This window comes from Rhodoferax sp. AJA081-3, assembly GCF_017798165.1.
GTDB lineage: Bacteria > Pseudomonadota > Gammaproteobacteria > Burkholderiales > Burkholderiaceae_C > Allorhodoferax.
Genome location: NZ_CP059068.1, coordinates 2,809,369 through 2,821,895 on the forward strand (window position 1 = coordinate 2,809,369; position 12,527 = coordinate 2,821,895).

Genomic DNA, 12,527 nt, shown 5'->3' on the forward strand with positions numbered 1-12,527 from the left:
GCTTGGGGTGGCAATGGTGCCTGTGTTTCAGCGCTTCGTCCAGAATCAGGCACAATTTTTCCTATGACCACTTTTTCTCCCTATCCCCACGGCCGCCCGCGCCGCTTGCGCCGTGACACCTTCACGCGCAACCTGGTGCGCGAAAACACCCTCAGCCCCCACGACCTGATCTACCCGGTGTTTGTAGTGGACGGCCAAGGCCAGCGTGTGCCCATAACCTCCATGCCCGGTGTGGAACGCCTGAGCCTGGACCTGCTGCTGCCCGTGGCCGAAGAGTGTGTGAAGCTGGGCATACCGGTGATGGCGCTGTTCCCCGTGGTCGACCAATCGCTCAAGGACTACCAGGGCTCCGAGGCGCTGAACCCCGATGGCCTGATACCCCGTGTGGTGCGTGCCCTGAAGAAAGAGTTTCCCCAACTGGGCCTGATGACCGACGTGGCGCTAGACCCCTTTACCAACCACGGCCAGGACGGCCTGCCGGACACCCGCCCCGAGGAAAACGGCTACATCTTGAATGACGAAACCGTGGCCGTGCTGGTGCAACAGGCCCTGACCCAGGCCGAAGCCGGTACCGACATCATCGCCCCCAGCGACATGATGGACGGACGCATCGGCGCCATCCGCGCTGCGCTGGAGGCCAAGGGCCACATCCACACCCGCATCATGGCCTACAGCGCCAAATACGCCAGTGCTTTCTACGGCCCTTTCCGCGACGCGCTGGGCTCGGCAAGCAACCTGGGCAAAAGCAACAAAAAGGTCTACCAGATGGACCCCGGCAACAGTGACGAGGCCCTGCGCGAAGTGGCCATGGACATTGCCGAAGGCGCCGACATGGTCATGGTCAAACCCGGCATGCCCTACCTGGACGTGGTGCGCCGTGTGAAAGATGAATTCCGCGTGCCCACCTTCGCCTACCAGGTGAGTGGTGAATACGCCATGCTCAAGGCCGCCGCACAGAACGGCTGGCTGGACGGTGAGGCGGTAATGATGGAGAGCTTGCTGGCCTTCAAGCGCGCGGGGGCTGACGGTGTGTTGACCTACTTTGCGCGGGACGCCGCCCGTTTACTACAAAAACAATAGCGTATTCATCATATTTCACGGGGGCTAGAGCCCTATTTCGCTTAAACCGTTCCGCCAGAAGGCTCCATGCGCATTTTTCACATCCAAACAAACGGCATCTCCGAGACACAGGACCTGGCCGCACTGACGGCTGCCGGCATGCCTGCGCAGGGCTTTGTGTGGGTGGCCTGCGCGCGGCGCGAGTTTGAAGTCACCCAGGCCCAGGTGCAAACCATGCTGCAGACCCTGTGCGGCCAGCAGCTGGTGGATTTGCACATCTCGGACCTGATCAACAACCAGCTGCCATCCCACTACGACTACACCTCGCAGTACGACGTGCTGGTGTTCCGCCGCCTGGCGGCAGGCAACCGGCCCACGGCGGACATGGCAGAGCCCGGCAACCCCGTGGCACACGGGCACACACGCAGCGGGCCACCCATTCTGCGGCGCATCGACACCAGCCCGGTCGGGTTTGCCGTGTTTGACCGCGTGTTGCTCACCGTGCACCCCACCGACTGCGCGGTGCGTGATGCCTATGCCAGCAAGCTACTGCAGGCCGCCAGTGCCGAGTCGCGCGCCGCCGGTGCCCGCCTGCCCACCAGCCCGGCCGACCTGATGCTGCGGGTCATCAACCAGATGGTGGACGGTTTTCTGGAACTGCGCCGCGAGCTCACCCACCAGCTGGACCACTGGCAAACCGAGCTGCTGAACCCTAGGACCCGCTTCACCAACTGGGGCGCACTGCTGGACGCCCGCCTGACCCTGCACTACCTGGACGAGGTATGTGAAGACCAGCGCGCCGCGCTGCAAGACTGGATCGAAGCCGTTAAAACCTGGCCCGATGCCGACACCGCTGCCGGCCAACGTGAGCGCGACCTGCTGCAGGTGCGCAGCCGCGACGTGCTAGAGCATATTGAGCGTGTGGTGCACCACGTGCGCCGCCTGGAGCAAAGTGTAGAGACCGCGGTGCAAATGCACTTCAGCGTGCAGGGCAGCCGCACCAACGACATCATGCGCACGTTGACAGCATTGACCGCCGTGTTTCTGCCGCTGAACCTGATCACCGGTTTTTTTGGCATGAACTTCGATGCCCTCCCGCTGATCCACAAGGAAAGCGGCGCCTGGATCGCGACGGGTTTTATGGCGCTGGTTGCGCTGACCTTGGTGGCGGTGTTTTGGCGCAAGCGATATCTGGCGCGGTCGGGGCGGTAAGACGTCAGACTACAGCCGCAGCCACCTCAGCAATCAAAGCATCTTTCAGCGCCAACCGCGACGAGCCATCCTTCTCCAGCATGAAGACACCACGGCCGTTGGTGTAAACCACGGTACCGTCGGGGCTGATGTCGTATGACGCAACATTGGTGGCCAGCACACGCTCGGCCCCTTTGGTGTTGCGACTGACCAGCTCCCAGTCGTCGGGCACCAGGGAGGGAACGCCATTGACGGTCCGTGCGCTGCGCACGGCCTTTTCGGCATCGATACGCCGGCCCTGCAGCAGGATGTTCTTCAGATCGGCCTCCACCATGGGCCCTGAGGCGCTGGTCAAAGGCTTGCGGGTGTACATGATCGAGAAAAAGTTGAGGTAATGAAATACTGCGCGCAGCAGGCGAAACGGAAAAAGCAGAGTGTCCAGCAGCACACTCTGCGCGCCGTATTGCGGTGCCTCAAAGGGGCGGCGGATGAACAGCAGATTGCCCGCCGGGCAGACGCGTGGCTTCAGGTAGTCAAACCGCGCGTCATCCAGCACCGGTGAAATGGTGCCGGTCGCCATGTCCAGTATCTGGATGCTGGCGTGCCCTTGGGCAACCACATAACCTTGCTCGTTGCGCGCCAGCCCGGATGACTGGAACAACAGCTGCTGGGGCTCCCCCGGTATCCAGGCAGGGGCGGAGTCCACCGTGTCACCGCTGGTCACGTCGCGCAGGCTGCTGCCGTCACTCAACATCACGGAGATGTTGGCCAACCCGCCAGACTGCTGTGACGATACCGCCAACCTCGTGCCATCGGGCGACAGGGCCATATCACCCAGATGCAGGTTCTGTTTGAGCAGCACACGGGTCTCAGTACCCGACGCCGCATCCCGGCGGAACAGGCCGCCCACGGCTTCGTCCTTCAGAAAATAGAGCAGGCTGCCACAGGCTTCAAAGACGACCGACGTTGCCAACAAGGGCTTGTCGGCCTGGTCAAACCGACGCATGCCACCACCCGCCGCGATGTTGAAACTGGTGCCCTGCTTCCAGCTGTGCTTTTCACGGGCACGTTCCCGGCGGTCGGAAGCCTCTTGCGCATAGGTGCTCTGCAGTTGCTTGATTTCACCACCGTGCTCCCGGTAGAAGATGAGGCCGTTCGAGAGGAAGGCAAAGGCGCGTTTGCTTTCCAGGGCAATCTGGGTGGGCGGTGCGGATGCCGATGTCAGAACGAATCGATAAAACAGGTAACACAGCAGCGCTACAACCAGCAGACCTAACAACACATGCATTGGATGTCCTCCCGTTTCAGGACCCCTGCGATAGGGGTCGTATCCATTGTTATTGACGGGGCAATTCTAGGCGGCAAGGCAACCGCGGTTGGCTGGGTAACATTGCCTGCATGCACAAACGTGCGCTACGTAGGACAGAAACACACATGACACTTGCCACACACCCTTTGGCCGAACTGGCCCCGAAATTCATTGAACTAAGCGGTGAGATTCTCTTCAACGACGTTTGGGAACGACCAGGTCTTTCCAAAAGAGACCGCAGCCTGATCACTGTGGCGTCGCTGGTATCGCTGTACCGGCAAAACGAGTTGCCTTTTCATTTGAAGAAAGCTTTGGAGAACGGGCTCACCAAGGAAGAGATTGTTGAGGCCATTACCCATCTTGCTTTCTACTCGGGCTGGCCAACCGCGGCAACTGCGTTGACTATTGCAAAGTCCACCTTTGACGCGAGTTAACCGCGGGACGTCTGATAGAAAGCAGCGTTGTCTGCCGACAGGTGTTGTCATTGGTTGATAATGCCAGCTAGGCAATCGCCCTTGCCTCCCCCCTCCATCGGGAAAGTACACCACATACCGGGTTCACCACATCCACAGACCACCTGTTGGAGCAAGGCGCATAAGGAGGGGTTGCGACGTCTGCTCGCAACACGAGGTTTACCCATGAAACTGTCCGTACCCGTCTACAGCCTGAAGCGGCTGGCCAAAGCGCTTTCGAGGGACCAAAAGATTCCGCTGCACGCTGCCTTGAATCGCGTCGCCCAAGAGGAAGGATTCACAAGTTGGAGCCTGCTTGCTGCGCGGCTTTGTGCCGAAAGTCCGGCGCGTGAACTGTTCTCGCGGTTGGCACCGGGAGACCTCGTGTTGTTGGGCGCACGGCCGAGCCACGGCAAGACCTTGTTGGGTCTGGAGCTGGCCCTTGCATCTGTGCAGTCGGGGCGGTCTGGATGGTTTTTTACCCTGGAGTGGAATGCGGGTGACCTGCTGAACGGTTTGCGGACGTTGGGCTTGGAGCCGTCTGCCATCGGCGAAAGATTCGGCTTCGACAATTCCGACGCCATATGCGCAAGCTACATCATCGACCGGCTTGCTTCTGCGGCCAGCGGCACTGTTGTAGTCATCGACTATTTGCAGTTGTTGGACCAGAAGCGAGAGAACCCGGAGCTGGCCGTGCAGGTACGCGCCCTCAAGGCATTTGCCCGTGTCCGGGGATTGATCGTCGTATTCATCTCCCAGATTGACCGGTCTTACGACCCGGTTGCACAAGCTTTACCGAGTCTTGCGGATGTTCGCCTGCCGAATCCCCTCGACCTTTCGCTGTTCAACTGGACCTGCTTCTTGAACAACGGGGCGATTCAGGTTTCCGCGGTCACATGACACGCCGAAGGTGCGCGCCAAGGGTCAGGGCCCACACCCCTCAATAAAACGGCGCGCTCAGTTTCTCCGTCGCCATCACGCGTTGCGAGGCTGGCCGCTCCAGCACGCGTTGCAAATACGGCCCCAGGTGTGGCAAATCGCGGGCCTTGCGGCCGTTGAAATTGCGGGTCCAGCGGCACAGCGTGAACACGTACGGGTCCAGTGCGGTGTAGCTTTCGCCCATGAACCACTGGCCGCCGTGGCGGGCCAGTTCGGCGTCCAGCTGGTCCAGCATGCCGTCGATCTTGCTTTGGGCCTGGGCCTTGACTTCGGCCACACCGGCGTCATTACCTTCGTTGGCCCAGCGCTGGGGGTAGAAGTAGGCGATGAGCGCGCTTTGCAGCGTGTTAGTCAGCCACATCAGCCATTTGTAGAAATGGGCGCGCGCCACGGTGCCGACGGCGGGGGCTAGACCGGCTGCGGGGTGGGTATCACACAGGTGCAGGCAGATGGCGGCGGTCTCGTACAACACCAGATCACCCTCCGTCAGTGCAGGCAGAAGGCCGTTGGGGTTGAGCTTCAAGTAAGCGGGTTCGCGGTGGGCGCCCATCGTGTTGTCCACCAGGACCAGTTCAAATGGGGTGCCAATTTCTTCCAGCAGCAGGTGCGGGATCATGCTAGCGGTGGCGGGGGCGTAGTGCAGGTGGATCGTCGTCATGGTTTATTGGCGGCAGTAGAAGGGGTTGGAACATCAAACAGGCGCGCACCATTGTTCCACGCAATATTGCGGGCTACGTCAGCAGGCAGCTCGCCCAGCCAGGCGCGGTAGCCCTGCATGGTGTCGCCGTAATACTGCCAGCGTTGGTTGACCCAGGTGTCGGAGCCGACCAGAAAACGCGTGGGGTATTTGAGCAACAGGCTGCGCCACTCGGGGCACAGGCGGTCGGCGCAGGTCAGGCCTGGGCGATACGACAGCTCTCCCATCAGCAGTGGGTACTGGGCCAACAAAGCGTCGACCCGCGCAGCCGGCACCCCGCTGATGCCGGTATGGGCCCAGATAAGTTTGGCCTTTTGGCCCTTGGACGGGGTGTTGGCCATCAACAGGTCTATGGCCACATCGTCCACATGGGCCAGCACGGCCAGGCCTTTGTCTTCGGCAAAGGCCATCAGCTTTTTGGCGACCGGGCCATTGGCATTGGCACTGTCGTACAGGTGGAATTCGCCAATGCCCTTGTAGGCGCCGCCGCCGGGTGTGCCCTTGGCAAACTCAGTCTGCACCATGGTGTAGATGGTTTCGTCTTTGAACCAGCTGTCGTAGTCGGCCCGGTTGCGGTACAGGCGGATGAAGGGCACCACCGCCACGCCGGCCTGGCGGGTCAGCGGGCTGCTGGCCAGCAACTGGGTGCCGTCGTTGGGGCGGGAGTTGGCCACAATGGCGCGCACGCCGCTCTGTTGCATGCGGGCCAACACGTCGGCGGGTGAGTGGGGTCCAGTCTGGCCGTCCCAGGCCTCGGTGTTGTAGTGCAGGTGGGCGTCAAACAGGGGGCCGGTGTAGTCCGCCGCTTGTGCCGCCAGGCCAATCACTCCTAAAACAATAGCAATAGAGGCAATACGAACGGGGGCTAGAGCCCTATTTCGCTTAGAGATATTCTGCAGCAGCATGGTGAACCTCTTTGAAAAGCTCCCAGCGCAGGGTGCGCCGCGGCGTGTGGAAAAACCGTTGCACATTATCCGGCTTCAGGGATAAACTGCCCGCCATGCATAGGCATCTTTACACACTGCGCGCGCTGGCCATGGCCCTGGCAGCCCTGGGTGCGGTGACCGCCCATGCCGAATGCTCGCGGGTGATCCAGGTGCCCATGTCGTCCACGGGGCTGAGCGTGTTGGTCAATGGTGATGCGGTCAGCGGTATCTACCCCGATTTGCTGCGGGTGATGTCTGACAAAGAGAAATGCACCTTTGCCATGACGGCCGTACCGCGCGCCCGGCTCGAAGTGTTGTTTGAATCCGGCCGCGCCGATTTGTTGATGCCGGCCAGCAAGACACCCAAGCGTGATGCGCTGGGCACTTTTGTCGCGCTGATCCAGAACCGCGCCCTGTTGATGTCCATCCAGTCCAAACGCCCCGCCATTGGCTCGGTGCGGGAGCTGCTGGAGCAGACCAGTCTCAAGGTGGCCCTGGTACGCGGCTTTGACTACGGCCAGCCCTACCAGGACCTGGTTGCCACGCTGGGCCAGCAGGGGCGGTTGATTCTTGAGGTGGATGCACTGTCGATAGCCCGCTTGCTCAAGGCTGGAACGGCGGATGTGACCATCATGGCGCCCACCATTCTGGCTGGTGCCGTTCAGGGGGACGAACGTGTGCGCGACATGGTGGACGCGCTACGCATGGAGCCCCTGGAAGAGCTGCCGTGGGGCAGCAGCGGCGTCTATGTATCCAATACATCCCTGAGCCCGGCCGACAAGGCCGCACTGCTGGAGGCCATGGAGCGTGCGGCCCGGTCGGGTGATGTGTGGAAGAGTTTCCAGCGCTACTACAGCCCTGCCGTGCTCAAGAACGGCATTCGCCCGCTGCCCTGATGGCGCCTGTTGTACTGGTCACAGGTGGCTCGCGCGGCATAGGAGCCGCTACTGCGCTGCTGGCCGCGGAAAAAGGCTACGCGGTGGCGGTCAACTACACCAGTAATTCGCTCGCTGCCGACGAGGTGGTGCGCCAGATACGGGCCGTCGGCGGCAACGCCATTACGCTGCAGGCCGATGTGTCGGTGGAAGCGCAGGTGATGGCCATGTTTGACAAGCTGGACGCCAAGCTGGGCCCCCTCTCCTGCCTGGTCAACAACGCTGGAATTGTGGATGTGGCCTGCCGGGTAGACGCCATGGACTGGGCCCGCTTGCAGCGTATGTTTGCGACCAATGTGCTGGGGTCTTTTGTCTGCGCCCGTGAAGCCGTCAAACGCATGAGCACGCGCCATGGTGGCGCGGGTGGCAGCATCGTCAATGTGTCCAGCGCCGCAGCACGGCTGGGTGGCGCGGGCCAGTATGTGGACTATGCGGCCAGCAAGGGCGCCATCGACACCTTCACCATTGGCCTGGCCAAAGAAGTGGCGTTGGAAGGTATCCGTGTCAACGCCGTGCGCCCCGGCATCATCGAAACTGACATCCACGCCAGCGGCGGCCAGCCGGACCGCGCCCGCCAGTTGGCACCCCAGGTGCCCATGCAACGCGCAGGCACCGCACAAGAAGTGGCCCAGGCCATTGTCTGGCTGATGGGCAGCGACGCCAGCTACACCACGGGCACCCTGGTTGATGTGGCCGGTGGCCGTTAGATACATACCCTTCAATTAGAAAAATACTATGGATTTCAAACCCCTCATCACCCTGCTGGCCATCGTGAACCCGTTGGCCATCGTGCCGTTCTTTATCCACTATACCCAGGGCTTTTCGCGCGAGCAGCGCCGGCGCACGATTGTGATTTCGTCCTTCAGCGCCTTTGTGGTGATCGCCACCAGCGCACTGGCCGGGCTGCAGATTCTGGATTTTTTTGGCATCTCGCTGGCGAGCTTCCAGGTGGGCGGCGGCATGCTGCTGCTGACGTCCGCCCTGAACATGCTCAACGCACAACCGGCCGAGGCCAAGACCAACACCCATGAAATGGAAGACGGCGCCGAGAAGGCCGCACGCGGCGCCAGCATTGCGGTTGTGCCACTGACCATACCGCTGCTGACCGGCCCCGCCACCATGTCCACCGTGGTGATTTACTCGGAGAAGGCCAAGACCTTTCTGCAGCTGGGCACGCTGGTGGGTTATGGCGTGGTTATCGCCATGGCCACCGCACTGTGTTTTGCACTGGCACAACCCATTGCCCGTGTGCTGGGCAAGACCGGCATCAATGTGATGACCCGTTTGATGGGCCTGATACTGGCTGCGCTGGCGGTCGAGGTGATGTCGGACGGGCTGGTCAAGCTCTTCCCGATGCTGGGGCGCTGAGCCCCAGCGCTGGCGGCTTACTGCGGCGCGTCCAGCGGGAAACGCGTGCAGCCCAGCCTGGACGAAATGTCGCGGCTGGCATCGGTCAGCATCGCCACCACTTCACCCTCGCGCGCCGGTTCGTAGCGGAACGTCGGGAATGAAATGCTCAACCCGGCAATGGGCCGGTTCAGGCGGTCAAAGATGGGCACACCCAGGCAACGGATGTGGTCGTCAAACTCTTCGCGGTCTTCACCAAAGCCCTGGGCCTTGACGCGCTCCAGCTCCTGTGCAAATGCGGCAGGTTCCACAATGGTCTTGTCACGGTATTTGGTGAACTCTGCGCCTTGCAGAATCAGGGCCCGGCGGTCGGGGTGTTCCCAGGCCATCAGCACCTTGCCAATGGCAGTGCAGTGCAGCGGTGCACGCCGGCCCACTTTGGAATACATGCCCAGCATGTGGCGCGAATCCACCTTGTGCACGTAGATGATTTCGCTGTCGATCAGCGTGCCCAAGTGCACGGTTTCGCCGGTCTTGTCGGCCAGCATTTGCATATGGTGCTTGGCAAGATCGACCAGCTCGGGGTACTGCAAGGCCTTGGTGCCCAGTTCAAACACCTTCATGGTCAGGCCGTAACGTTCACTGTCAGCCTCTTGGCGCACATAACCCAGGGTCATCATGGTCTGCAAAAACCGATAGACGGTGGCCTTGGGCATGGCCAGGCGCATGGACAGATCGGAAATGCCGGTTTCGCTGCGTTCGGCCAAGGCCTGCAACAGGCCAAAGGTCTTCAGGACGGCCGCTACCGACTCGGGCTGCTTGGAATCTAGGGAGTCATCATCCATTTGTTTTGGTTTCTCTGAAAACACGTTTCAAATTGTATTGTGAACTATTTGTGCATGCAGTGCCGACTCACTTCAACACCAGATTAGGGAGCCACATGGAAAACTCGGGCACATAGGTGACCAGCATCAGTGCCGCGACCAGGCCGCCATAAAACGGCCAGATGGTCTTCATGACCTCACCCACCGATATGCCGCCTATCGTGCAACCCACAAACTGGGTGGTACCCACCGGGGGCGTGTTCAGGCCCAGTGCGCAATTGATCAGGATAACGATGCCAAACTGCTCGGTGCTCATGCCCATCTGCTGACAAATGGGCAAAAAGATGGGCGTGCAAATCAGGATGGTGGCGGCCATGTCCAGAAACGTGCCCAGCACAAACAGGATGATGTTGACCCACAGAAAAATCACCCAGGGTTTGGAGCTGACGCTGCCCAGCATCTGGCCGGTCAGTTCCGCCACGCCATACAGGCCGATCAGGTAGCCAAACATGGAGCTGATGCCAATCAGCAGCAGCACCGACCCGGTGGCTTTGACCGCTTTGGCAGCGGCCTTCAGAAACTGTTCGCGTGTCAAGCGCTTGTAGACCACAGCCGCCAAAAACAGTGCCCAGACCACGGCCACCGATGCCGACTCGGTCGCGGTGAACGCACCCGACAGAATGCCCACGATGATGATGACCACCACCAGCAAGCCCGGAAGTGACTGCAGAAATGAGCGCCACACGACCGCCCAACCGGGGAAGGTGCCCGCAGGGTAACCACGCTTGACGGCCACCGCATACGCCGCGACCAGGTTGCAGATGGTGAGCAGGATGGCCGGCACGATGCCCGCCAGTATCAGCGCTGCAATGCTGACCTTGCCGCTGGCGGCCAGCGTGAAGATGATCAGGTTGTGGCTGGTGGGCATGAGTGCCCCCACCAGGGAGGCGTGGGTGGTGACATTGACCGCGTAGTCCGCGTCATAACCTTCCTTCTTCATCTGTGGGATCAGGACCGCACCCATGGCGGACACATCCGCCACCGGCGATCCGGACACGCCGCCAAACAGTGTGCAGGCCACCACATTGCTCATGCCCAGACCACCGCGCACATGGCCGGCCACGGACTTGGCAAAGTCCACGATACGGTCGGCAATGCCGCCGTACATCATGATCTCGCCCGCAAAAATAAAAAACGGAATGGCCAGAAAAGAAAACGGACTCATGCCCGAAATCATTTGCTGGAAGCCCACCGCCAGCGGCATGCCCTCATACAGAAGTGCAGCCAGCGAGGACAGGCCGATGGAAAACGCCACGGGCACGCCCAGCAGCAGCAACAGTGTGAAGCTCACACCCAAAATTGTCAGTGCCATGCGGGCTCCACGTCTTCATGGCGCAGCAGCGCAATGGTGTGTTCAAGGGAAAACAGGGCGACCAGTACACCTGCAAGCGCGGGTGGCAGGTACTTGAAGGCTTCCGATATGCCCAATGTGGGGATCTTGTAGTCCCACACGCTGTGCGCCAGCACGCCGCAGTTGTAGGCCATGACCAGGCCAAAGGCCAGCACCAGCGCCTGGATAAGCAGCTCCATCTTCAGACGCAGGGCATCCGGCACCAGCACCAACAGGGATTCCAGGCCGATGTGCCCCGCGTCGCGCACACCCACGGCCATGCCCAGCATGGTCACGTACAGCACCAGCAACACGGCCCCGCTTTCAGCCCAGGTGGGGGTGTCGTTGAACACATAACGTCCCACCACCTGGTAGAGCACGGCCACGACCAGCAGCACTAGGCCAGCGACGCCCAGCTGCAGGCACAGCTTGGCCAAAGCGGCACAAAAGCGGGTGTACATTGCCATGGGGCTTACTGGACTGCGTTGATGCGCTTGACCATGTCCTGCAGCTTGGGATCTTTCAGGAACTTGTCATACACCGGCTTCATCGCTACCTGGAAGCTGGCCTTGTCCACGTCCACGATCTGCACACCAGCCGCCTTGACGATGGCCAGTGATTTCTCTTCGCGTTCATCCCACAGCTTGCGCATATAGGTGACCGACTCCTTGGCGGCAATACGGATCTGCTTCTGTTCTTCGGCTGACAGCGTGTCCCACACCTTCTTGGAGAACAGCAGGATCTCCGGTGCCAGGGAATGCTCGGTCTTGTTGTAGAAACGGGCCACTTCGAAATGCCGCGAGCTCTCGTAGCTGGGGTAGTTGTTCTCTGCGGCATCGACCAGACCGGTCTTCAGCGCGGTATAGACCTCGCCAAACGGCATGGGAGTGGCATTGGCACCCATGGCTTCGAGCAGGGACACCCACAGGTCGCTTTGTTGCACACGCACCTTCAGGCCCTTGGCGTCGGCAAGTGTCTTGACCGGTTTCTTGACCGTGTACATGGAACGCGCGCCCGAGTCGTAAAAGGCCAGTCCGATGAAACCCTGGGCTTCGCAGTCTTTCAAAATCTCATCGCCAATGGCGCCGTCCAACACCTTGCGCATGTGTTCGGTGGAGCGGAACAGGAAGGGCATGGTTGGCACCATGGTCGCCGCACAGATGTTGTTCATGGGCGCGGCATTCACACGCGTCATGGCGATGGCACCGAGCTTGGTCTGCTCAATAGTGTCTTTCTCTATGCCCAGGGCGGACTTGGAAAACACCTTGATGCTGTGTTTGCCATTGGTAGCCTTGCTCAGAGTCTCCCCCATGTGGCGCACGGCCAGCACGGTGGGGTAGTCATCGGGGTGGATGTCCGCCGAGCGGAACTCCGTGGCCCAGGCGCTGGCTACTGCGAGCAGGGATGCCGCTGCCATCAGCGGGCGGATCAGGTTTTTGCGGTAAGTCATGTGTCTAT

At 60.9% G+C, this 12,527-nt stretch carries 14 protein-coding genes; 7 read left to right on the plus strand and 7 right to left on the minus strand.

Annotated features, from left to right (window positions below; all coding sequences use genetic code 11):
• The first annotated feature begins 63 nt into the window (after positions 1–63).
• Positions 64–1,080, plus strand: a complete 1,017-nt coding sequence (gene hemB, locus HZ993_RS13255) for a porphobilinogen synthase (RefSeq protein ID WP_209393217.1) — start codon at positions 64–66, stop codon at positions 1,078–1,080.
• Positions 1,081–1,146: 66 nt separating this feature from the next.
• Entirely contained in the window at positions 1,147–2,271 is a 1,125-nt protein-coding gene (locus HZ993_RS13260; protein WP_209393218.1) for a magnesium transporter CorA family protein, read from the plus strand.
• 4 nt (positions 2,272–2,275) lie between these two features.
• On the opposite strand, the gene HZ993_RS13265 is transcribed toward HZ993_RS13260, so the two are convergent.
• The gene (locus tag HZ993_RS13265) at positions 2,276–3,538 is read right to left on the minus strand and encodes a hypothetical protein (RefSeq protein ID WP_209393219.1); all 1,263 of its coding nucleotides are present in this window, start codon (positions 3,536–3,538) and stop codon (positions 2,276–2,278) included.
• 146 nt (positions 3,539–3,684) lie between these two features.
• Here HZ993_RS13265 and HZ993_RS13270 point away from each other — a divergent pair, with 146 nt between their 5' ends.
• Both HZ993_RS13270 and HZ993_RS13275 read left to right on the plus strand, forming a co-directional pair.
• Positions 3,685–3,993, plus strand: coding sequence for a carboxymuconolactone decarboxylase family protein (locus HZ993_RS13270; protein WP_209393220.1), 309 nt, complete (start codon positions 3,685–3,687; stop codon positions 3,991–3,993).
• Between the two features lie 204 nt (positions 3,994–4,197).
• Positions 4,198–4,911, plus strand: a complete 714-nt coding sequence (locus HZ993_RS13275; protein ID WP_209393221.1) for a DNA helicase — start codon at positions 4,198–4,200, stop codon at positions 4,909–4,911.
• Between the two features lie 40 nt (positions 4,912–4,951).
• Here HZ993_RS13275 and HZ993_RS13280 read toward each other — a convergent pair whose 3' ends face one another.
• Positions 4,952–5,608: a glutathione S-transferase family protein gene (locus tag HZ993_RS13280; RefSeq protein WP_245213620.1), complete on the minus strand. Its 657-nt coding sequence runs from the start codon at positions 5,606–5,608 to the stop codon at positions 4,952–4,954.
• Positions 5,605–6,552, minus strand: coding sequence for an amidohydrolase (locus tag HZ993_RS13285; RefSeq protein ID WP_245213621.1), 948 nt, complete (start codon positions 6,550–6,552; stop codon positions 5,605–5,607). The genes HZ993_RS13280 and HZ993_RS13285 overlap by 4 nt, the downstream gene beginning before the upstream one ends.
• Before the next feature lie 95 nt (positions 6,553–6,647).
• Here HZ993_RS13285 and HZ993_RS13290 point away from each other — a divergent pair, with 95 nt between their 5' ends.
• Genes HZ993_RS13290 through HZ993_RS13300 form a run of 3 tightly spaced genes read left to right on the plus strand, consistent with a single transcriptional unit; the run spans position 6,648 to position 8,876 of the window.
• Positions 6,648–7,469: an ABC transporter substrate-binding protein gene (locus HZ993_RS13290; protein ID WP_209393222.1), complete on the plus strand. Its 822-nt coding sequence runs from the start codon at positions 6,648–6,650 to the stop codon at positions 7,467–7,469.
• Complete coding sequence (locus tag HZ993_RS13295) at positions 7,469–8,215, plus strand: SDR family oxidoreductase (protein ID WP_209393223.1); 747 nt, start codon at positions 7,469–7,471, stop codon at positions 8,213–8,215. The genes HZ993_RS13290 and HZ993_RS13295 overlap by 1 nt, the downstream gene beginning before the upstream one ends.
• Before the next feature lie 28 nt (positions 8,216–8,243).
• The gene (locus tag HZ993_RS13300; protein ID WP_209393224.1) at positions 8,244–8,876 is read left to right on the plus strand and encodes a MarC family protein; all 633 of its coding nucleotides are present in this window, start codon (positions 8,244–8,246) and stop codon (positions 8,874–8,876) included.
• 17 nt (positions 8,877–8,893) lie between these two features.
• Here the strand turns inward: HZ993_RS13300 and kdgR are convergent, their stop codons facing one another.
• The 4 genes from kdgR to HZ993_RS13320 form a co-directional block, all read right to left on the minus strand.
• Entirely contained in the window at positions 8,894–9,700 is an 807-nt protein-coding gene (kdgR, locus tag HZ993_RS13305; RefSeq protein ID WP_209393225.1) for a DNA-binding transcriptional regulator KdgR, read from the minus strand.
• A gap of 67 nt (positions 9,701–9,767) precedes the next feature.
• The gene (locus tag HZ993_RS13310; RefSeq protein WP_209393226.1) at positions 9,768–11,051 is read right to left on the minus strand and encodes a TRAP transporter large permease; all 1,284 of its coding nucleotides are present in this window, start codon (positions 11,049–11,051) and stop codon (positions 9,768–9,770) included.
• Positions 11,042–11,530: a TRAP transporter small permease gene (locus tag HZ993_RS13315; protein WP_209398459.1), complete on the minus strand. Its 489-nt coding sequence runs from the start codon at positions 11,528–11,530 to the stop codon at positions 11,042–11,044. Before HZ993_RS13315 ends, HZ993_RS13310 begins: the two co-directional genes overlap by 10 nt.
• A gap of 11 nt (positions 11,531–11,541) precedes the next feature.
• Positions 11,542–12,486 carry a TRAP transporter substrate-binding protein gene (locus HZ993_RS13320; protein ID WP_245213981.1) on the minus strand — a complete coding sequence of 315 codons (945 nt, stop codon included), beginning with the start codon at positions 12,484–12,486 and terminating at the stop codon, positions 11,542–11,544.
• Between the last annotated feature and the right edge of the window lie 41 nt (positions 12,487–12,527).

Excerpts from the sequence above, each read along its gene's own strand:
- hemB (WP_209393217.1), top strand. The coding sequence starts at position 64 with ATGACCACTTTTTCTCCCTATCCCCACGGCCGCCCGCGCCGCTTGCGC.
- HZ993_RS13260 (WP_209393218.1), top strand. The coding sequence starts at position 1,147 with ATGCGCATTTTTCACATCCAAACAAACGGCATCTCCGAGACACAGGAC.
- HZ993_RS13265 (WP_209393219.1), bottom strand. The coding sequence starts at position 3,538 with ATGCATGTGTTGTTAGGTCTGCTGGTTGTAGCGCTGCTGTGTTACCTG.
- HZ993_RS13270 (WP_209393220.1), top strand. The coding sequence starts at position 3,685 with ATGACACTTGCCACACACCCTTTGGCCGAACTGGCCCCGAAATTCATT.
- HZ993_RS13275 (WP_209393221.1), top strand. The coding sequence starts at position 4,198 with ATGAAACTGTCCGTACCCGTCTACAGCCTGAAGCGGCTGGCCAAAGCG.
- HZ993_RS13280 (WP_245213620.1), bottom strand. The coding sequence starts at position 5,608 with ATGACGACGATCCACCTGCACTACGCCCCCGCCACCGCTAGCATGATC.
- HZ993_RS13285 (WP_245213621.1), bottom strand. The coding sequence starts at position 6,552 with ATGCTGCTGCAGAATATCTCTAAGCGAAATAGGGCTCTAGCCCCCGTT.
- HZ993_RS13290 (WP_209393222.1), top strand. The coding sequence starts at position 6,648 with ATGCATAGGCATCTTTACACACTGCGCGCGCTGGCCATGGCCCTGGCA.
- HZ993_RS13295 (WP_209393223.1), top strand. The coding sequence starts at position 7,469 with ATGGCGCCTGTTGTACTGGTCACAGGTGGCTCGCGCGGCATAGGAGCC.
- HZ993_RS13300 (WP_209393224.1), top strand. The coding sequence starts at position 8,244 with ATGGATTTCAAACCCCTCATCACCCTGCTGGCCATCGTGAACCCGTTG.
- kdgR (WP_209393225.1), bottom strand. The coding sequence starts at position 9,700 with ATGGATGATGACTCCCTAGATTCCAAGCAGCCCGAGTCGGTAGCGGCC.
- HZ993_RS13310 (WP_209393226.1), bottom strand. The coding sequence starts at position 11,051 with ATGGCACTGACAATTTTGGGTGTGAGCTTCACACTGTTGCTGCTGCTG.
- HZ993_RS13315 (WP_209398459.1), bottom strand. The coding sequence starts at position 11,530 with ATGTACACCCGCTTTTGTGCCGCTTTGGCCAAGCTGTGCCTGCAGCTG.
- HZ993_RS13320 (WP_245213981.1), bottom strand. The coding sequence starts at position 12,486 with ATGGCAGCGGCATCCCTGCTCGCAGTAGCCAGCGCCTGGGCCACGGAG.